The 19,636-nt window shown below is 68.0% G+C and carries 15 protein-coding genes and 1 pseudogene; 5 read left to right on the top strand and 11 right to left on the bottom strand.

Annotated features, from left to right (window positions below; translation table 11 throughout):
- Nucleotides 1-496: transporter substrate-binding protein (locus RBT54_RS16130; RefSeq protein WP_320368083.1), on the bottom strand; the 496-nt coding region annotated here is incomplete at its 3' end.
- 377 nt (nucleotides 497-873) lie between these two features.
- Here RBT54_RS16130 and RBT54_RS16125 point away from each other — a divergent pair.
- Nucleotides 874-4,374, top strand: a complete 3,501-nt coding sequence (locus RBT54_RS16125) for an ATP-binding protein (RefSeq protein WP_320368082.1) — start codon at nucleotides 874-876, stop codon at nucleotides 4,372-4,374.
- Nucleotides 4,346-4,999, top strand: coding sequence for a DNA-binding response regulator (locus tag RBT54_RS16120; RefSeq protein ID WP_320368081.1), 654 nt, complete (start codon nucleotides 4,346-4,348; stop codon nucleotides 4,997-4,999). The genes RBT54_RS16125 and RBT54_RS16120 overlap by 29 nt, the downstream gene beginning before the upstream one ends.
- 47 nt (nucleotides 5,000-5,046) lie before the next feature.
- Here RBT54_RS16120 and RBT54_RS16115 read toward each other — a convergent pair whose 3' ends face one another.
- The 3 genes from RBT54_RS16115 to RBT54_RS16105 form a co-directional block, all read right to left on the bottom strand.
- Entirely contained in the window at nucleotides 5,047-5,823 is a 777-nt protein-coding gene (locus RBT54_RS16115) for a serine protease (protein ID WP_320368080.1), read from the bottom strand.
- Nucleotides 5,824-6,258: an RNA polymerase-binding protein DksA gene (gene dksA / locus RBT54_RS16110; RefSeq protein WP_320368079.1), complete on the bottom strand. Its 435-nt coding sequence runs from the start codon at nucleotides 6,256-6,258 to the stop codon at nucleotides 5,824-5,826.
- A gap of 163 nt (nucleotides 6,259-6,421) precedes the next feature.
- Entirely contained in the window at nucleotides 6,422-7,996 is a 1,575-nt protein-coding gene (locus RBT54_RS16105; protein ID WP_320368078.1) for an NAD-dependent succinate-semialdehyde dehydrogenase, read from the bottom strand.
- A gap of 28 nt (nucleotides 7,997-8,024) precedes the next feature.
- On the opposite strand from RBT54_RS16105, the gene RBT54_RS16100 reads away from it, so the two are divergent.
- The 3 genes from RBT54_RS16100 (at nucleotide 8,025) to RBT54_RS16090 (ending at nucleotide 11,725) form a co-directional block, all read left to right on the top strand.
- The gene (locus tag RBT54_RS16100; RefSeq protein WP_320368077.1) at nucleotides 8,025-8,687 is read left to right on the top strand and encodes a class I SAM-dependent methyltransferase; all 663 of its coding nucleotides are present in this window, start codon (nucleotides 8,025-8,027) and stop codon (nucleotides 8,685-8,687) included.
- A gap of 61 nt (nucleotides 8,688-8,748) precedes the next feature.
- Nucleotides 8,749-9,531 (top strand): enoyl-CoA hydratase/isomerase family protein, encoded by a 783-nt coding sequence (locus RBT54_RS16095; protein WP_320368076.1) that lies wholly within the window; start codon nucleotides 8,749-8,751, stop codon nucleotides 9,529-9,531.
- A 4-nt stretch (nucleotides 9,532-9,535) separates the two neighbouring features.
- A complete protein-coding gene (locus tag RBT54_RS16090; protein ID WP_320368075.1) occupies nucleotides 9,536-11,725 on the top strand; it encodes an acetate--CoA ligase family protein in 2,190 nt (729 codons plus the stop codon).
- A gap of 72 nt (nucleotides 11,726-11,797) precedes the next feature.
- On the opposite strand, the gene RBT54_RS16085 is transcribed toward RBT54_RS16090, so the two are convergent.
- From RBT54_RS16085 to RBT54_RS16055, 7 genes and pseudogenes are all read right to left on the bottom strand, one after another.
- Nucleotides 11,798-13,522: an arylsulfatase gene (locus RBT54_RS16085; RefSeq protein WP_320368074.1), complete on the bottom strand. Its 1,725-nt coding sequence runs from the start codon at nucleotides 13,520-13,522 to the stop codon at nucleotides 11,798-11,800.
- A gap of 238 nt (nucleotides 13,523-13,760) precedes the next feature.
- A complete protein-coding gene (locus RBT54_RS16080; RefSeq protein ID WP_320368073.1) occupies nucleotides 13,761-15,188 on the bottom strand; it encodes a diguanylate cyclase domain-containing protein in 1,428 nt (475 codons plus the stop codon).
- A 174-nt stretch (nucleotides 15,189-15,362) separates the two neighbouring features.
- Nucleotides 15,363-16,232: an alpha/beta fold hydrolase gene (locus RBT54_RS16075; RefSeq protein WP_320368072.1), complete on the bottom strand. Its 870-nt coding sequence runs from the start codon at nucleotides 16,230-16,232 to the stop codon at nucleotides 15,363-15,365.
- A 60-nt stretch (nucleotides 16,233-16,292) separates the two neighbouring features.
- Complete coding sequence (locus RBT54_RS16070; protein WP_320368071.1) at nucleotides 16,293-16,892, bottom strand: hemerythrin domain-containing protein; 600 nt, start codon at nucleotides 16,890-16,892, stop codon at nucleotides 16,293-16,295.
- A gap of 37 nt (nucleotides 16,893-16,929) precedes the next feature.
- The gene (locus tag RBT54_RS16065; protein WP_320368070.1) at nucleotides 16,930-17,721 is read right to left on the bottom strand and encodes an ABC transporter ATP-binding protein; all 792 of its coding nucleotides are present in this window, start codon (nucleotides 17,719-17,721) and stop codon (nucleotides 16,930-16,932) included.
- 14 nt (nucleotides 17,722-17,735) lie between these two features.
- Nucleotides 17,736-19,529, bottom strand: coding sequence for a branched-chain amino acid ABC transporter ATP-binding protein/permease (locus tag RBT54_RS16060; protein ID WP_320368069.1), 1,794 nt, complete (start codon nucleotides 19,527-19,529; stop codon nucleotides 17,736-17,738).
- Nucleotides 19,526-19,636 (bottom strand): annotated as a pseudogene (locus RBT54_RS16055) (branched-chain amino acid ABC transporter permease); the annotation flags it as partial. The gene RBT54_RS16060 and the pseudogene RBT54_RS16055, both read right to left, overlap by 4 nt.

Raw genomic sequence — 19,636 nt, 5'->3', positions numbered from 1 at the left:
TCTTCGACTGCTCCAGGCCTTCGTAGAAGGTGGGGTAGTAGAGCAGGCCGTTTTCCTTCTCGAAGATCGGCAGCACGGCCTTGCGCGAGGCCGAGGTCCAGCAGCCGAACACGGTGGCGACCTTGTCGTTGACCAGCAGCTTGCGCGACTTCTCGGCGAAGGTCGGCCAGTCGGAGGCGCCGTCTTCCTTGATGACGCGGATCTTGCGACCGAGGATGCCGCCCAGCGCGTTGATCTGATCGATGGCGAGTTGCTCGGCCTGGATCGAGCCCGTTTCCGAAATGGCCATGGTGCCGGTGGCCGAGTGCAACTGGCCAACCACCACTTCGGTATCGGTGATGGCCAACCCGGTCGTGTTGACCTGCGCGGTGGGCAAGGCGGCGGCGTGGCCCATGCGGGACATGGCCAGTGCCAGCGGGAGGGCGGCGGCGCCGAGCATGAACTTGCGGCGCTGGGAGGAAGGCAAGTGCTGTGTGGGCAGGTGCTTGTCGGACATGGTTCGCTCCTTGATGAGTGGGCTGCAACGCGGGTTCGGCGAGGCGGCGGGCAGGTCGGTCGGACTTGCGGTGTCGTCTCGTTGCGGTGCACAAGCTATCCATCGAGGGCGAAACGGCGAATACGTCAAACGACGTATGGGGATGCGCAGGGGCGCTGGATATCGTTTTGCGCAGTGCACAAGCGACACTGGGGTTTGTCGCGTCCACGGCCGGGGGTGGTGCATGCGCTCGCAGTGGCGCCCCGATCTGGTGCATATGCGGTTGCGGATTCGGTACAGACGGGGCGGCAGCGGCCGCGGAATGCACCGTCTTGGGTGGGAATGCTTCTTGCTGAAGCACCACTATCGATCTTGCCCGCGCCTTGCCGCCCCTTGCCGTGACCGCCCCCGCCACCCAGCGCATCATCCACATTCGCCGCGAGTACAACAGCTGGGTCGCCGACGAGACGCTCGAGGACTATGCCCTGCGCTACGCGCCGCGCAGCTTTCGCAAGTGGTCGTTCTCGCGCATCGCCCACACCGCGCTGGGCGCGGTGTCCTTCCTGGCGATGGAGGCCATCGGCGGCACCATCGCGCTGAACTGGGGCTTCAGCAACGCCATGTGGGCGATCGGCCTGGTGGCGCTGGTGATCTTCCTCACCGGCCTGCCGATCAGCTACTACGCCGCCCGCGAGGCGGTGGACATGGACCTGCTGACCCGTGGCGCCGGCTTCGGCTACATCGGCTCGACCATCACCTCGCTGATCTACGCCTCCTTCACCTTCATCTTCTTCGCCATCGAGGCGGCGATCATGGCGCTGGCGCTCGAGCTCTGGTTCGGGCTGCCCATCCTGTGGGGTTATCTGCTGAGTTCGCTGGCGGTGATCCCGCTGGTCACGCACGGCATCACCTGGATCAGCCGCCTGCAGGCGTGGACCCAGCCGGTGTTCGTGGTGCTGCTGGTCACGCCTTTCCTCGTCGTGCTGCTGCGCGAGCCCGAGCTGTACGCGGCCTTCACCGAGTTCGGCGGCCGCCACGGCAACGAGTTCGACTGGCTGGCGGTGGGGGCGGGGTGCACGGTGGCCTTTGCGCTGATCGCGCAGATCGGCGAGCAGGTGGACTTCCTGCGCTTCCTGCCGCCGGCAGGGAAAACGAACCGCGGGCGCTGGTGGGCCTCGGTGGTGGCGGCGGGGCCGGGCTGGATCATTCCCGGCGCGCTGAAGATGATCGGCGGCGCCTTCCTCGCCTTCCTCGCGCTGCAGGCGATGGTGCCGCCGGAGAAGGCGCTGCAGCCCACGCAGATGTACCTGGCCGGCTACCAGCACGTGGTGGACGACCCGCGTGCGGCGATCGCGCTGACCTGCATCTTCGTCATCATCTGCCAGATCAAGATCAACGTGACCAACGCCTATGCGGGTTCGCTGGCGTGGTCCAACTTCTTCTCGCGCCTCACCCACAGCCACCCCGGGCGGGTGGTGTGGCTGATCTTCAACGTGTTGATCGCGCTGATGCTGATGCTGCTCGGCGTGTTCGAGGCGCTCGAGCATGTGCTGGGCGTGTACGCCAACGTGGCGGTGGCGTGGATCGGCGCGGTGGTGGCCGACCTGGTGGTGAACAAGCCGCTTCGCCTGTCGCCCAAACAGATCGAGTTCAAGCGCGCCTACCTCTACGACGTCAATCCGGTGGGGGTGGGGGCGATGCTGGCGGGTTCGGTGCTGGGCATCGTCGCCTTCGGCGGCCACCTGGGGCCGGTGGCGCAGGCCTTCGCACCCTTCATCTCGCTGCTGACGGCCTTTGCGCTCGCGCCCTTGATCGCCTGGGGCACGCGCGGCCGTTATTACCTTGCCCGGCCGCGCGAGACGCAGTGGCGCCCGGCCGAGTTGCTGCGCTGCGTGGTGTGCGAGAACGCGTTCGAGTCGGAAGACATGGCGCAGTGCCCGGCCTACGGTGGCGCCATCTGCTCGCTGTGCTGCACGCTCGAGGCGCGCTGCCGCGACCGTTGCAAGCCCGACGCCGGTCTGCTGACCCGCCTGGCGCCGCTGCTGGCGGGCTGGATGCCTTCGTCGATGTCGGCGCGCGTGGCCCGCCGGGTGAGCCAGTTCGTGATGGTGTTTCTGGTGAGTTGCCTGGTGATCGCGTCGGTGGTGGCCCTGGTGTATCAGCAGGAGCTGATCGCGGCCCAGACGGGAGAAACCGACCTGGGGTTGGCCTTCCTGCGCATCTTCGCGGTGCTCGTGCTGCTGGCCGCGGTGGGCGTGTGGTGGCTGGTGCTGGCCAACGAGAGCCGGCGGGTGGCGCAGGAGGAGTCCGAGCGCCAGAACCAGCTGCTGCTGCGCGAAATCGACGCACACCGCGACACCGACGCCAAGCTGCAGCAGGCCAAGGAAGACGCCGAGGCCGCCAACGCCGCCAAGAGCCGCTACGTGCGCGGCATCAGCCACGAGCTGCGCACACCGCTCAACACCATCCTCGGCTACTGCCAGATCATGCTGCGCGACACCGACCTGCCGCGGCGCCGGCGCGATGCCATCTCCACCATCCAGCGCAGTGGCGAGCACTTGCTGGGGCTGATCGATGGCCTGCTCGACATCGCCAGCATCGAGGCCGGCCGCCTGCAGTTCAACCGCGAGGAGATCCGCTTCGGCGAGTTCATCGCCCACATCGAGAAGATGTTTCGCCTCGAGGCGATGAAGAAGGGGCTGGATTTTCGCACCGACTTCAGCGGCAGCATGCCCGATGTGGTGCAGGGCGATACCAGCCGCCTGCGCCAGATCCTGATCAACCTGCTCGCCAACGCCATTCGCTACACGCAGCGCGGCGAGGTGCGGCTGAAGATCGCCTACCAGAGCGAGATCGCCGTGTTCGAGGTGTGCGACACCGGCTGCGGCATTCCGCAGCAGGACATGGAGCGCATCTTCCTGCCCTTCGAGCGCGGCACCGGTGCCGAGCCGGCGAGTGTGCCCGGCACCGGCCTGGGGCTGACGATCACGCGTCTGCTGGTCGAACTGGCCGGGGGCCAGCTCACCGTCACCAGCACGCCCGGGCGTGGCAGCGTGTTCCGCGTCAAGCTCTACCTGCCGCGGGTGGCCAATCCGCGGCTGGCGCTGCGCCCCGAGCGCGACATTCGCGGCTATGCCGGGCGTCGGCAGCGCCTGCTGGTGGTGGACGACCAGCCCAGCCAGAGCCGGCTGATCGCGGACATGCTGCGACCGCGCGGTTTCGTGGTGGAGACCTGCGAGGACCCCGACGCGGCCCTGCAGCAGGTCGACACCTTCGCGCCGGACATCGTCTTTCTCGACGTGTCGATGCCGGTGGTCGATGGCTGGACCTTGAGCCGGAGGCTGCGCGACGCGGGCTACGAGCGCCCGATCGTCATGGTGTCCGCCAATGCCTACGAAAACCTGCCCGACCGGCGCGAGGCCGCCGGCTGCGACGACTTCATCGTCAAGCCGGTGCTGGAGACCGAACTCTTTGCCCGGCTCAATCGCTGGCTGGGGCTGGCGTGGATCTATGCGGACGCGTCGCCGGCGCCTGGTGCACTCGACGCGCAGCCGATGCCGACGACCGCCGTGCCGGCCGAGCCCGCGTCGGCTGGCGGCCTTGCCGCGGCCGTGTCGGGCACGCCGGTCGCGCTTGCCACCGTGGAGTGCACCGCCGCGCAGGGCCTGCCCGATCTCTCCGCCCTGTCTGTCCGCGTCCGTGCCGAGCTGCGTGACTTCGCCGACATCGGCCACCTGCAGGGCCTGGTCCGCCGGCTCGACGAACTCGAGGTGTCGCACCCCGAACTGCGAGCGGTGCTGGCCGGCTTGCGCGAGACGACGATGGCGCTGCGCTTCGACACGCTGATTCAACACCTGGATGGAGTTGCCGATGACTGTCCCGACGCCGCCGCCCGCTGAGCGCGCAGTGGTGCTGCTGATCGACGATGCGCCCGACACCGTGCGGATGATCGCCGAGGCGCTCGACGATGCCGGCTACACGGTGCTGGTCGCCACCGATGGCGCCACCGCGCTGCAGCGGGTCGAGCGCGTGATCCCGGACGCGGTGCTGCTTGACGCCTGCATGCCGGGCATGGACGGTTTCGAGACTTGCCGCCGACTCAAGCAGGCGCCGGGCATGCGTACCGTGCCGGTGATCTTCATGACCGGGCTGGCGGAAACCGAGCGCCTGGTCGAGGGATTGTCCGCGGGTGGGGTCGATTACCTGGTCAAGCCGGTCGTGCCCGACGAACTGGTCGCCCGCCTGCAGGCCCATCTGCGCGTCGCGCGCGAGATGAATGCGGCCATGCGCAGCCGTGGCGAGGAGGCCGCGCCGGCCGCCGTGCTGCTGCCCAATCCGCTGACACAGCGCGAGATGGACGTGCTGCAGTGGGTTGCGTGCGGCAAGACCAACCGTGATGTGGCGGAGATTCTGGGCATGAGCCCGCGCACGGTGAACAAGCATCTGGAGCACATCTACGAGAAGCTCGGCGTCGAGACGCGTACCGCAGCCGTCGCCCAGTTCGCACGGCTCGCGCGGCCCTGAGCGTCCGGCCGTCGGGTCTGGTCCCTCTCTCTGCAGGGCTGCGCGCCTCAGGCGGCAGTCAGCGTCATCAGGATGTCGGCATACCACGCGCAGTTCAGGCCGAGGGCCTCGTCCAGCTCGAGGTCGCGGGTACCGACGTCGAGCCGTGCCGAATGCACGCCGAGCAGCAGCCACGGCAGGTCGCCGTGGCGCGCATCGGCACTGGCGCAGCGCATCACCACCGGCGCGCCGCTGGTGCCGCGGTGGGTGCGGGCGTCGGTGAGGAAATAGCCCTTGCCCTGGAAGCGCAGGCCGAAGGACGACGCGATCACCGCCTGGCGCACCACCGGCATGTGGTGCAGGGTGTCGTGGAAGCCGAGCGGAAAACCCACCACCAGGAGCGAGCTGCCGACCTCGACCTTGTCGAACTGGCCGAGCAGATGCGCTGGTGTGAACGCACGATAGGCCGCGCTGGGGGGCAGGGCACTGCGCTCCAGCTCGACCACGGCGACGTCGATCTCGCCCGCCGAGTCCGTGCCCTGGCGCCAGATGCTGCGTCCATTGCGGTAAAGCGGGATCGAGAAGCCGGTCGAGTGCGCCAGATTGCTGGCGTCGTCGTGAAGCTCGATCTCGATGCGATCGGGGAAGTGCTTGCTCGCCTCGTCGTGCAGCACGTGGCGACTGGTCACCAGGTACAGCCGACCCTCGCGCTCGAAGAAGAAACCGCTCGCGTTCGTCAGCCCGCGCTGGCCCTCGAAGGTGCACACCCGGGCTGCGGTGAGCAGGATGGATTCGATCGGTGTCGGTTCGTGCTGGGCGGCGATCACGGGTTCGGAGCCGCCCACTCAGCCGCCCCGCATCTTGCGTCGGGCCTCGTGGATCTCCTGGGCTTCCACACTGAGCGTGGCCGTCGGTCGCGCCAGCAGGCGGGCGATGCCGATGGGTTCTCCGCTGGACTCGCACCAGCCGAAGGTGCCGTTGTCGATGCGCGCCAGGGCCTCGTCGATCTTGTGCAGCATCTTGCGTTCGCGGTCGCGCACGCGCAGCTCGAGCGTGTGGTCCTCTTCGAGCGAGGCGCGGTCCGCCGGGTCGGCCGGGCTCTCGAACTCCTGAAGGTGGAGCGTGGTCCGGTGGGCGGAATCGAGCAAGGCGTCGCGCTCGGCAATCAGCCGAGCACGGAAGAAGGCCAGGTGCCGTGCGCACATGTAGTCATCGGGCGGTGCGGACAGCATCTCTGCTTCGGTCGGAAGCGGTTCCGTTGCGATGAGCGTCTCGTTCATGCTGTTCTCCTCAGCGCGAGGCTGCGCTCCGCTATCAAGGGCTCGGGTGCAGCCGGGTTGGCATGGCAAGACACCATACACGCCAAAACGCGGATTGGGTGAGGGAAGTGTGGCGCCGAAGCGGCAAGGCCTGCCCGCCTTGCCTTTCAGCGCGGATTCAAGCTCAAACGTTCATCACCGTGACCGCGCGCGTGTTGAGGTAGGCGTCGAGCGCTTCGGGCCCGCCCTCGGTGCCGTAGCCCGAATCCTTGACCCCGCCGAAGGGCATCTCGGCGCTCGGCATCGCCGGCTGGTTGATGTACAGCATGCCAACCTGCAACTCGTGCGCGAGCAGGTGGGCGTGCTTGAGGGAGCGCGTGAACGCATAGCCCGCCAGGCCGAAGGACAGGCGGTTGGCCTCGGCGATCGCCTCGTCCATGGTCTTGAAGCCGCGGATCGCCGCCACCGGGCCGAAGGGCTCCTCGTTGAGCACTCGGGCCTCGAGCGGCACGTCGGTCAGCACCGTGGGCGCGAAGAAGTTGCCCGCGCTGCCGATGCGCTCGCCGCCGGCGGCGACGGTGGCGCCGCGGGCGACCGCATCCTTCAGGAGGTCGGTCATCGCCGCGACCCGGCGCGGGTTGGCGAGCGGCCCCATCTGCGTGCCGTCGGCCAGTCCGTCGCCCACCTTCAGCCCGGCAGCATGGCGTGCCAGCGCCTCGGCAAACTCGCTGCGCACGCTCTCATGCACCAGGAAGCGGGTCGGCGAGATGCAGACCTGGCCGGCGTTGCGGAACTTGGAAGCAGCTGACACCTTCACCGCCAGCGCCAGGTCGGCGTCCTCGCACACGATCACCGGGGCGTGGCCACCGAGTTCCATCGTCACCCGCTTCATGTGCTGGCCGGCGAGCGCGGCGAGCTGCTTGCCCACCGGGGTCGAGCCGGTGAAGGTGATCTTGCGGATCACCGGGTGGGCGATCAGGTAGCTCGAGATCTCGGCTGGCGTGCCATAGACCAGGCCGATCACGCCCGCCGGCACGCCGGCATCGACGAAGGCGCGCACCAGCGCGGCCGGGGCGGCCGGCGTTTCCTCCGCGGCCTTGATCAGGATCGAGCAGCCGGTGGCGAGCGCGGCCGCAGCCTTGCGCACCACCTGGTTGATCGGGAAATTCCACGGCGTGAACGCGGCGACCGGGCCCACCGGGTCCTTGAGCACCATCTGCGTGGCGGCGAGGTTGCGCGCGGGCACGATGCGGCCATAGACGCGCAGTCCCTCGTCGGCAAACCATTCGATGATGTCGGCCGCGGCCAGCGTCTCCATCTTCGCTTCCGGCAGCGGCTTGCCCTGCTCCTGGGTCAGCAGCCGGGCGATGTCGGCGGCACGTTCGCGCATCAGCGCGGCGGCGCGGCGCATGATCTTCGCGCGCTCGATGGCGGGCGTCTTGCGCCAGGTCTCGAAACCGCGCTGCGCGGCGGCGAGGGCGAGATCGAGGTCGGCGATCCCGGCATGGGCGACACGGCCGATTTCCGCGTCCGTTGAGGGGTTGTGCACCGGCAGGCTGCGGCCGTCGAGCGCATCGCGCCACTGGCCGTCGATCAGCAGTTGGGTGTTGGGGTAGGTCATGTTGAAGCCCTCGGGTGGGGAAAAGTGCAGCCGCGATTCTTGGCCATCGGGGTGACCGCTGTCCACCGCAGCGTCCGTTGCCGGAGATCGCGCGGGGTAGCGGCCGGGGCAGTCCTCGGCCGGCTCCATCTTGGGCATTGAGCGCTCGACTGCGTACAATGCCTGCATGAGTCCGCAAGCTCCCGGGTCGGCATTGCCTGCCTGCCCGGTCTGCCTCGACGCTGCGCCGCGCTTCTTCATGCATGTGGATGGGCGGAGCTATCTGCGCTGTGACGTCTGCGAAGCGACCTTCATGTCGCCGGCGCAACGGCCCACGGCCGACGAGGAGCGCGCGGAGTACCTTCGCCATCGCAACGACCCGGCCGACCCTGGCTACCGACACTTCCTGCAGCGCCTGTCAGGCCCCTTGCTGGCGCGGCTTGCGCCCGCCAGTGCAGGGCTGGATTTCGGCTGTGGTCCGGGCCCGGCGCTGGCGGCGCTATTGGGAGCGGCCGGTCACGTGGTGAGCGTCTACGACCCCTTCTTTGCGCCCGACACCGCAGCGCTCGCGCGCAGTTACGACTTCATAACCTGCACCGAGGTGGCCGAGCATTTTCATGCCCCGGCCGCCGAGTTCGCCCGATTCGACGCGCTGCTTCGTCCTGGTGGCTGGCTGGGCGTCATGACGTGCTTCCAGGCCGATGACGCGCGCTTTGCTGCCTGGCATTACCGCCGTGATCCCACCCATGTCGTGTTCTATCGCGAGGCCACCTTTCGGCTCCTCGCCCGTCGCTTCGGCTGGCGCTGCGAAGTGCCGTGCAAGGACGTGGTGCTGATGCGCAAGTCTTGATGGGCAGATTCGAATTCCCCCGCTTCCCTCAACCACAACAAGCAATTAAAGAGACCACACCATGAGCTACGAAACCATCCTCTACGAACTGCGCGACGGCATCGCCGAGATCCGCCTCAACCGTCCGCAGCGCCTCAACGCCGTCACCCAGGAACTCTACGACGAACTCAACGATGCGCTGACCCGCGCCGAGGCCGACCCCGATGCCCGTGTGGTGCTGATCACCGGCGAAGGCCGCGCCTTCTGCGTCGGCGCGGACCTCAAGGCGCACAAGGTCGGGCGCACTGCCTTCGACCGCCGCCAGTACCTCAAGGGCGAGCAGGACGCCTGCCATCGCCTGCTGCACATGAAGACGCCGGTGATTGCCGCCGTCAATGGCTACGCGCTCGGCGCCGGCGCCGAGATCGCGATCGCGTCGGACTTCATGCTGATGGCCGAGAGCGCGCAGATCGGCCTGCCCGAGATCTCGATCGGCAACTTCCTCGGCGGCGGCGTGACCTGGCTGCTGCCGCGCCTGGTGGGGCTGGCCAAGGCGCGCGAGCTGGTCTTCCTCGGCGAGCGCATCAAGGGCGAGGAGGCAGTGCGCATCGGCCTGGCCAACCGTATGTTTGCGGACGAGGGCTTCCTGGAGGCCGCGCGCGAATTCGCGCTCAAGGTCGCGAGCAAGGCGCCGTTCTCGATGCAGCTCGCCAAGGAGCAGCTCAACCTGTCGGCCGAGCGTACGCTGGACGCCTGCCTCACTGCGGAGCTCGAGGGCATGATGTTCGTCGGCACCACCAAGGACTGGCAGGAAGGCGTGGACGCCTTCGCCGAGAAACGCGCACCCGTCTTCAAGGGGGAATGACACGATGACCGAGACAACAACGACCCGGAACCAGCCCGCGACCACCCACAAGAGCCCGCTGCACGACTTCCTCGCTCCCGATTCGATCGCCATCGTCGGCGCCTCGGCCGACCCCACCAAGCGCGGCTACAAGGCCATGGTCGGCCTCATCAAGGGCAATTACCGCGGCAAGATCTACCCGCTCAACCCCAAGGTGCCCGAGATCCTCGGCGTGCCCACCTATGCGAGTCTCGACGACATCCCCGGTCCGGTGGACCTGGCACTGATCTGTACCCCGGCCTCGACCCTGCCCGGGCTGATGGCGGAGTGCGGACGCAAGGGCGTGAAGGGCGCGGTGATCCTGGCCAGCGGCTTTCGCGAGACCGGCCCCGAGGGTGCCAGGCTCGAGCAGCAGGTGCTCGACGCGGCGCGCGCCGGCGGCGTGCGCATCATCGGCCCCAACACCTCGGGCATGTTCAACCTGCACAGGAACGTGAACCTGCTCGACCTGCGCAACGTCAAGCCGGGCGACATCGGCTTCATCTCGCAGTCGGGCAACATGCTGCTGGCGCTGGTCCTGGAGGCGGAATACAACGGGCAGGTGGGATTCTCGACCTACGTCGGCCCGGGCAACCAGACCGACATCGGCTTCAACGACTACCTGCGCTACCTCGGCGAGGAAGAGAACACCCGCGTCGCCACCCTGTATGTCGAGGGCTTCCGCGATGGCCAGCGCTTCCTGCAGGCGGCGCGCGAGATCACACCGGTCAAGCCGGTCGTCGTGTACAAGTCCGGCGCCACCGAGCTCGGCAAGAAGGCCGCGAGCTCGCATACCGGCGCGCTCGCCGGCAGCTACGAGATGACGGTGGATCTGTTGAAGCAGGTGGGCGTGAGCGTCGTGCGCCACTCCGACCAGATCCTGCCGGTGGCCGAGGGCCTGGCGTTGATGCAGCAGGCGCGCGGGCGCCGGGTGGCAGTGATCGCCGACGGCGGCGGCCAGGCCACGATCACCTCCGACCGTCTGTCCGATGCCGGGCTGGAACTGGCCGAGCTGTCGGCAGCGACGCGCAAGCGCCTGGCCGAGATCCTCTTCGCCCAGGCCTCGCTCGCCAACCCGATCGACGTCGCCGGCACGTCCGACGCCGACCCCGAGGTGCTCGCGCGCTGCGTGGAGATCGTCGCCGACGACGACAACGTCGATGCGGTGTTCCTGGTCGGCATGTTCGGCGGTTACCACACCCGCTTTGCCGAGTCGCTGCTCGGCGGCGAGATGCGCGCAGCCGAGTCGATGATCGAGCTCGCCCGCAGCAGTGGCAAGCCGCTCGTCATCTACAGCCTGTACGCGCCGGTCAAGCCGCCGGCCTTGCGTCGCCTGCACGAGGGTGGCCTGCCGGTGTATTCCTCGATCGAGCACGCGGTGAAGGTGCTGCAGGCGCTGGCCGAGCGCGGCATCTACCTGCAGCACCAGCACGGCCAGCCGCTGCAGGCGAGCGTCACCCCGCTCGAGAGCATGCAGGCGATGTTCGCCCGCGCCCAGAACGAGGGCCGCGACCTCTACGAGTTCGAGGCCAAGACGCTGTTGCGCGCGCATGGCATCGCCGTGGCCGAGGAAGTCGTCGCCCACAATGCCGACGAGCTCGGCGCGGCGATCGCCAAGTTCGGCGAGCAGCCGCTAGCGATGAAGGTCGTGTCGAAGGACATCCTGCACAAGTCGGACGCCGGCGGGGTCAAGCTCAGCCTGGTGGGCGAGGCGGCATTGCGCACCGCCTACGATCAGATCATGACGAGCTGCCGCGCCTACGATGCCAACGCCGACATCCGCGGCGTGCTGGTGACGCCAATGGCGAGGAAGGGCACCGAGGCGATCATCGGCGTGGTGCGCGACCCGATCTTCGGCCCGGTGCTGATGTTCGGCCTGGGCGGCATCTTCGTCGAGATCCTCGAGGACGTCGCCTTCCGCGCCATCCCGCTGTCGCGCCACGACGCCGAGCTGATGGTCGATCAGCTGAAGGGCCGCAAGATCCTCGCCGGCGTGCGCGGCGAGCGCCCGGTGGACAAGGAGGCCCTGGTCGACCTGCTGCTCAAGGTGTCGAGCATCGTCACCGCCTATCCGCAGTTGTCGGAGCTGGACCTGAACCCGGTGATCGCCTATCCGGATGGGTATGCGGTGGTGGATGCGCGCGTGATCACCAACCGGGCGGTGGCCAGCACCTGAGGCGCGTGGGCGACGCCAGGAAGAAGGCGAAAAAGGGGCGCCGCAGCGCTGCGGTGCCCCCTTGCAGTGTGCTTACTTGTTCAGCTCTTCGTAATAGTTCGTGCTGTTGCTGTAGCGGATCCTGTCTGCCAGCCCGGGCACGTCGATGACGCCGACCTCGCGTTCGTAGGTGGCGTAATCGGCGATCAGCTCCTGCAGCTTCGCCGGGTTCGCTTCGGCGAGGTTGTGGCGCTCGGCGCGGTCGGTGGAGAGCTTGTACAGCTCCCACTCGCCGCTGCCCCAGGGCTTGTTCGACCACACGATCTTCCAGTCGCCCTTGCGCAGCGCCTTGCGGCCGCCGAGCTCCCAGCCCACCGCATCGTCATCGCCACGGATGGCGGAAACTTCACCGGCCAGCAGCGGCAGCATCGAGCGTCCCTTCATCGGCAGGACTTCCTTGCCCTGGTAGCGGGTTCCGGGATGCTGAATGCCTGCGAGCTCGAGCAGGGTCGGCATCACGTCCATCGTGTGGGTGAAAGCCGGCAAGATCGCACCCCTGCCTGCCACCCCCGGGCCGCGCACGATCGCCGGCGCGGCGATGCCGCCCTCGTACATGAAGGACTTGTACAGGTTGAACGGCGTCGAACCCACCTGTGCCCAGCCGGGCCCGTACTCGATGAAGGAGTTCGCCTTGCCGGTGTTCTCCAGGCTGTTGTCCATGTGGCGCGCCACCCACTCGCGGGCGGCGCCGATGTCGAGCGCGGTGTTGCCGTCGGCACCGTTGTCGGACATGAACAGGACGAAGGTGTTGTCGTATTCGCCGATCAGCTTCAGGTAGGCGATCAGCTCGCCGAGGTGGCGGTCCATGTCGTCCACCATGGCGGCGTAAACGGCCATGCGCTTGCTCTCCATGTGCCGCTGCTCGGTCGTCAGTTGTGCCCAGCGCGGCCAGGTGGGGTGGCCGGTGTAGGGCGCGGTGTCCTGATCGATGATGCCCAGGCGCTTCATGCGCGCGAGGCGCTCGGCGCTGATCTGCTCGTAGCCGCCGTCGTAGCGGCCCATGTATTTCTCGATCGTCTCCTCGCGCGCCTGCAGCGGCCAGTGCGGGGCGGTGAAGGCGAGGTAGGCGAAGAAGGGTTTGCCCGCGTCGCGGTTGCGCTCGATCTGGCTGATCAGGCTGCGGGCGAAGTACTCGCTGGAGTAGAAGCCGTTCTCGGGCAGCAGCACGGACTTGCCGTTCTCACGGTACAGGGTGCGATCGAGCTGGCTGGCATCGCGGTAATTCACGCGCACCTGGTCGAAATGCCCCGCGCCGCCCTGCATCATCGCGTAGGAGTAGTCGAAGCCGCGCGCAGCCGGGCTGTCCTGTTCCTGTGTGCCGAGGTGCCACTTGCCGGCCATCAGCGTGGTGTACCCGGCGTCGCGGAGCAGTTGCGGCAGCGGAACGATGCGGGCGTTGAGCTTGCCCTCGTAGCCCGGCTGGTCCTTCTGCTCCGGCGTTGCGAATTCGGCCATCGCGCCGAAGCCCGCGAGGTGGTTGTCCGTCCCCGACAGCAGCATCGAGCGCGTGGGCGAGCAGAAGGGCGAGGTGTAGAAGCTCGTCATGCGCACGCCCTCGTCGGCCAGTGCGTCCAGGTTCGGCGTGTCGATCTCGCCGCCGAAGGCGGGGAGGTCGGAATAGCCCAGGTCGTCGGCCACGACCAGCAGGATGTTCGGCTGCTTGCGGGCGTGGGGTTCCGGCTGCGGGCTTGCCGCGTGGGCTGCGGGAAGCAGCATGGCCGTTGCTGCCGTGATGATGAGGGCGAGTGAAATCCTCATGGATGTCTCCGGTTGGGGCTGATTCTTGTTGATGTCGTCTCCGCTCGGGCCTGGCGATGAAGGGGCACGTCGGGCGGGTGCCTGATGTGCGGCGCCTCGAGCGGGAATCACATGGCGTGATGCGCTCATCGTGCGGATTTATGCAGAGCCGCGTCAAAGACGGAGGGAGAACTGTCCACCAGGTGGACAGGTGCGGCGCCGCAGGCACCGGGATCCGCTGTTGCCAGGCGCGCGACGCTCAGCCGGCGCCGCCCACCTCGTGGTGCAGGATGCGATTGCGGCCGAGGCGCTTGGCTTCGTACATCGCCCGGTCGGCGCCGTGGATCAACTCGGTGGCGGTGCGGCCGTCCTGCGGGTGCAGGGCGAAGCCGATGCTGGCCGAGACGCGGGCCGTGTCTGCGTCGAGCGCGTAGGGCTCGGCGAGGCGGGCGAGCAGCTTTTCTCCGACGTGCAGCGCGTCCTGCGCCTGATGCAGGGCAGGCAGGATGATCGCGAACTCGTCGCCGCCCAGCCGCGCCACGGTGTCGCTGGCGCGCACGCATTCGCGCAGGCGGGCGGCGACCTGCTGCAACAGTGCGTCGCCGGCATGATGGCCGAGGCGGTCGTTCACCGCCTTGAAACCGTCGAGGTCGATGTACATCAGGCCAACCATGCCGCCGGTACGCGGGGCGCGCAGCAGTTCGTGGTCGAGTTGTTCCTGGAAGCGGTGGCGGTTGGCGAGGCCGGTGAGCGGATCGCGGGTCGCCAGGCCCCAGGCAAAGTGACGGTCGTCGTGCGCCGCGCCGGCGAGCAGCGCGGTGGCCGAGCTCATCGCCAGCAGCAGTTGAAGTTCGGTGGCGGTGGCAGCCGGTAGCGCCAGCACACGTTCGCCGACGACCAACAGTGCGCAAACAAGGACCGCGCTCAGATAGCCGACCAGCACGCCATGCGTGAGCCCCGCCAGCAGTACCGGGAACAGCACCAGGACCGAGAGCCGCACGTCAACACCGAGCACCTGCGGCAGGCCGAGCACTGCCAGCGCCACGAGGATCGCGAGCCCGAACAGGCCCCACATTGACGGCAGGCCGTGGCCGCGCGCGAGAGCGTCGGCGGGGTCGGAGGCCGGCAGGCGCGGCCGCCGCGACAGCAGGTTCCACACCAGCGTGAGTGCGGGCACGCCGAGCAACACACCGGCGAAATCGCCGCCCCAGAACGCGAGGAAGACCGCGCCGAGTTCGTCCGCGGGTAAGGACCGGAACGGCGGGATGAACAGGGTCGTGATCGCCGACAGCGTCACCGCTCCCAGGCTGACGCCGACGAAGTAGAGCGCGGCCGGCAAGCTCAGCCGGGCAGGCTGGGCGCGCCAGCGCATGCGCAGCAGCAGCCCGGCACCGCCATAGCAGAGTACCTGGCGCAACGCGCCGCCCCAGTCGACTTCATGCAGCAGCCCGCCGCCCACGCCGAGTTGACGCACGGTGAGGATGGCGAGGAAGGCCCAGGGCAGGACGCGCCAGCCGCCGATCATGCCGGCTGCGGTGGTCAGCCCTGCAGACAGGTAAAGCGCGCTGACATGCGGCTGGAGCTCGAATGGCGCCGAGGCCTGCCAGGCGAGCCAGTAGCACGCGAAGAGCAGGAGGGCGCCCGCAGTCGGCGTGTGCAAGAGCGAACGGGGGACGAGCGGATCCATGCCAATCCAGCGGTGGTGCCCGGCCTGAGGAAGGGGGGACAAGCGCCGGAAGGATAGCACCTCCACGGCGTGGGCTTCAGGCGTGGCGTCCCGGATTGGGGGGCGATGACGCGCATCCGAAATGCATCGCCGGGTGCGGCGGGTGCCGCTGCCGGCGATGCGAGGAGGCATCGTTCAGTGCGCCAGGAAGTCGAGCACCATGCGGTTGAACTTGTCCGCATGCTCCCACTGCGCCCAGTGGCCGCAGCGGTTGAAGATGTGCAGCTCGGCGTTGGGCATGCCCCAGATCAGGCGCAGGCTTACGTCCATCGGCACGAAGCGGTCGTCGCGGCCCCAGATCACCAGCGTCGGCGCGCTGATTTCGCCCAGGCGCGGGCCCTGGTCGGGGAACTGCTTGGGGTTCGCGGCCAGGCTCTTGACGAAGTTCTCGAGGTGGTCCTTGCGCGCCAGCATGTTGTCCAGGCGGGCCTGGAACAGCGCCTCGGTCATGCTGCTCGGGTCGAAGACGAACACGGCCATCATCTTCTTCAGGTTCTCGATCGTCGGCTCGCGGTACAGGCCCTGCAGCAGCTTGATGCCTTCGGTGGGCATGGGCACGAACTGGCTCGGGCCGCCGGTGCCGCCGCCCATCAGGATCAGCTTGCCGACGCGGGTCGGGTTCGACAGCGCGAAGGCGACCGCGCTATGGCCGCCCATCGAGTTGCCGACGATGTGCACCTTGTCCAGGCCGAGGGCGTCGAGCAGGGCCTTCAGGGTCTGGGCGTTGAGGTCCGAGCGCGAGCCGGTACACACGATCGGGTCGCTCTTGCCCCAGCCCAGGCAGTCCATCAGCACCACTCGGTAGCCGGCGCCGACGAAGGCGTCGACGTTGCGGTGGAAGTTGGCCCAGCCGGTGGCGCCGGGGCCGGAGCCGTGCAGCATGACGACGGTTTCGGCGCCGGTGCCGCAGTCGTTGTAGTGCACCTGCACGTCGAGTTCGTTGACCTTGAGGCGGACCAGGTGGCTGGTGGCGGCTTCGGTCAGGGGGATGGTTTGAGTGCTCATCGTTGTAGCTCCTGTCGGTGTTGGGGCGGCCTGTGTCTGCCGTCTCGGTGGTGTTGGGGCTCAGCCCTTGTACGGCCCTGCACCGAGCCCGATCGGCGCCGGAGCGGCAGCGACCAGCTTGGAGAAGATGTGCGCGAAGTCCTCTTCACCGGTCTTGGCGGTGGCGCGGCTGCCGCTCAAGGGGTCGTCGGCGATGAAGCCGGCGTTGGCCCGCTCCCAGTCCTCGGCGCTGAAGTGCTTGCGGATCAGCGGCAGCACCTCGCGCTCCTCGGTCATCATGTGGGTGCGGTAGAACTCGGCGTAGTCGTTGAAGGCGGTCTTGAAGGCCTCGAAGGCGCCGGCGGGGTCCTGCGCGTAAGCCTTCACTGCGGCCTCCAGCACCGCGATGCGGGCGTCGGCCTGGGCGTGCTCGGCCTCGAGCCTGTCGAGCGCGGCGTCGGCATCGTGCGTGCGCGCGCGCAGCGGCCCGAAGAGGAATTCATCCTCCTTGGGGTGGTGGCGCTTTTCGGGGTAGGCGTCGAGGTAATGCACCATCGCCTCGAGCAGCTTGTGGTCCGGTTGCAGGCGGCCCGCGCCGATCTCGCCGATCATGTGGCGGATGGCGTGGATGATCGCCGCCAGCGACTGGTGTTCGTCCATCAGGATGCGCATCGCGTCCATGGGGGTGTCCTTGTCTGTGTAGGGTTCGCGGGCGGGCTCAGGTCGACAGCATCGCCTGGTGCTTGCCGCCAAAGCCGAGGTAGGCCTCGATCACGCGCGGATCGTCGGCGAGCGTGTGCGCCGGGCCTTCCATGGCGATCTGGCCGGTCTCGAGCACGTAGGCGTAGTCGGCCACCTGCAACGCGGCGCGCGCGTTCTGCTCGACGAGCAGGATCGACACGCCACGGCGCCGGAGTTCGCTGATGATGCGAAAGATCTCGCGCACGATCAGCGGCGCCAGCCCGAGGCTGGGCTCGTCGAGCATCAGGAGCTTGGGCTTGGCCATCAGCGCGCGGCCCACTGCCAGCATCTGGCGCTCGCCGCCCGACATGGTGCCGGCGTGCTGGTCGCGACGCTCCTTCAGGCGCGGGAACAGCGCATAGACCTCTTCCAGCGTCTGCGCGTGGTCGCGTTTTCCCATGCGGTAGCGCTGGAAGGCGCCCAGCACCAGGTTGTCCTCGACGCTCATCTCGCCGAAGAGCTCGCGCTTCTCGGGCACCAGGTTCATGCCGCGCGCCACCATGCGTTCGACCTCGGGCACGACTTCGAGCGTGCCGTCGAAGGCGACTTTGCCCTTGCTGCCGAGCACGCCCATGATCGCCGACAGCATCGTCGTCTTGCCCGCGCCGTTGGGGCCGATCACGGTGACGATCTGGCCTTCGCCCACGGTGAGGCTGGCGTTGGTGAGCGCCTCGACCTTGCCGTAGGACACGGTGAGGTCGCGGACCTCGAGCACCGGGTTCTTCGCGCTGGCGTTCGACGCTGCGGCTTGCGTTTGCTGTTGTGTCATCGCGTTCTCCTCGCTCACTCCACGCCGCCCAGATAGGCTTCGAGCACCGCCGGGTTCTTCTGGATCTCGTCCGGGAGGCCCTCGGCGATCTTCTGCCCGAACTCCATCACCACCACCCGATCCACGAGCCCCATCACGAAGTCCATGTCGTGCTCGACGATCAAGGTCGCCATGCCCTCCGAGCGCAGCTTCTTGAGCAGCTCGCCCAACGCGGCCTTCTCCTTGAAGCGCAGGCCGGCCGCGGGCTCGTCGAGCAGCAGCAGGCAGGGGTCGGCGCACAGCGCGCGCGCGATCTCGAGGATGCGCTGCTGGCCCAGTGCCAGGCTGCCGGCCTCCTCATACATGTGCTCGGTAAGGCCCACGCGCTCGATCTGGTAGGCGGCTTCCTTGAGGATGCGCGCTTCCTCGGCGCGGTCCAGGCGCCAGGCCGAACTGAGCACGCCCTTGCCACTTCTGAGGTGGGCGCCGATGGCGACGTTCTCGAGCACGCTCATCGTCGGCAAGAGCTTGACGTGCTGGAAGGTGCGGCTCATGCCCATGCGGGCGATCTCGCGCGAGTCGTGGCCGGCCACCGGCTTGCCCAGGAACAGCACCTCGCCCGAGGTCGGGGTGTCGACGCCCGAGATCTGGTTGAACATGGTGCTCTTGCCCGCGCCGTTGGGGCCGATGAGCGCGAGGATCTCGCCCGCGCGCACCTCGAGGCTCATGTTGTTGTTGGCGATGAGGCCGCCGAACTTGCGGGTGACGTTCTTGGCCTCGAGGATCAGCTCGCCCGCCTTCGGGAGTGTGCGCCGCGGCAGGGTCTCGGCCTTGGCGTCGATCGTCTTGCGCACCGCGCGCACCGGCACCAGTTTCTTGAGGATCGGCCACACGCCTTCGCGCGCCCGGTGCAGCACCAGCACCATCAGGATGCCGAACACGATCATCTCGAAGTTGCCGCTCGCCCCGAGCAAGGTGGGCAGCCAGTCCTGCAGCCACTGCTTGAGCACGGTGATGACACCGGCACCGACGATCGCGCCCCACACGTAGCCGGCACCGCCCACGACCGCCATGAACAGGTACTCGATGCCGATATGCACGCCGAACGGGGTCGGGTTCACGAAGCGCTGCATGTGCGCGTACAGCCAGCCCGAGGCACAGGCGAGCAGCGCGGCGATGACGAAGATCACCATGCGCGCACGCGCCGTATCCACCCCCATCGCCTCGGCCATCACCCGCCCGCCCTTCAACGCGCGGATGGCACGGCCCTCGCGCGAGTCGAGCAGGTTGTGGGTGGTGAGCATGGCCAGCAGCAGGAAGGCCCAGATCAGGTAGTAGATCTCGCCACCTTCATCGAGCGTCCAGCCGAACAGGCTGATCGCCGGGATGCCGCTGATGCCGGTGTGCCCGCCCAGGCTCGCCATGGTGCCGAAGAGGAAATACAGGCTGATGCCCCAGGCTATGGTGCCCAGGGGCAGGAAGTGGCCCGAGAGTTTGAGCGTGAGCGAACCGAGCAGGATCGCCACCGCGGCGGTGATCAACAGGCCCGCGACCAGCGTGAGCCAGGGCGAGGCGCCCACCCAGGCGATCCAGGATGGCAGATCGGTGGCGGTGCTGAGCGCGGCGGTGGTGTAGGCGCCCAGGCCCACGAAGGCGGCCTGGCCGAAGCTGGTGAGCCCGCCGACGCCGGTCAGCAGCACCAGGCCCAGCGCGACCATCGCGTACAGGCCGATGTAGTTCAACAAGGTGACGTAGTACGGCGACAGGATCGCCGGCACCAGCAGCAACAGGGCGAGAAAGGCCCCCAGTACCAGACGGTCGGTTCTCATTCTTCTTCCTCCACGTGACGGCTGGTGAGCGAGCGCCACAGCAGCACGGGAATGATCAGGGTGAAGACGATGACTTCCTTGTAGGCGCTGGCCCAGAACGAGGCGAA

This window comes from Thauera sp., assembly GCF_034003485.1.
Lineage (GTDB): Bacteria > Pseudomonadota > Gammaproteobacteria > Burkholderiales > Rhodocyclaceae > Thauera.
This window is presented reverse-complemented; position numbering and strand designations above follow the sequence as displayed.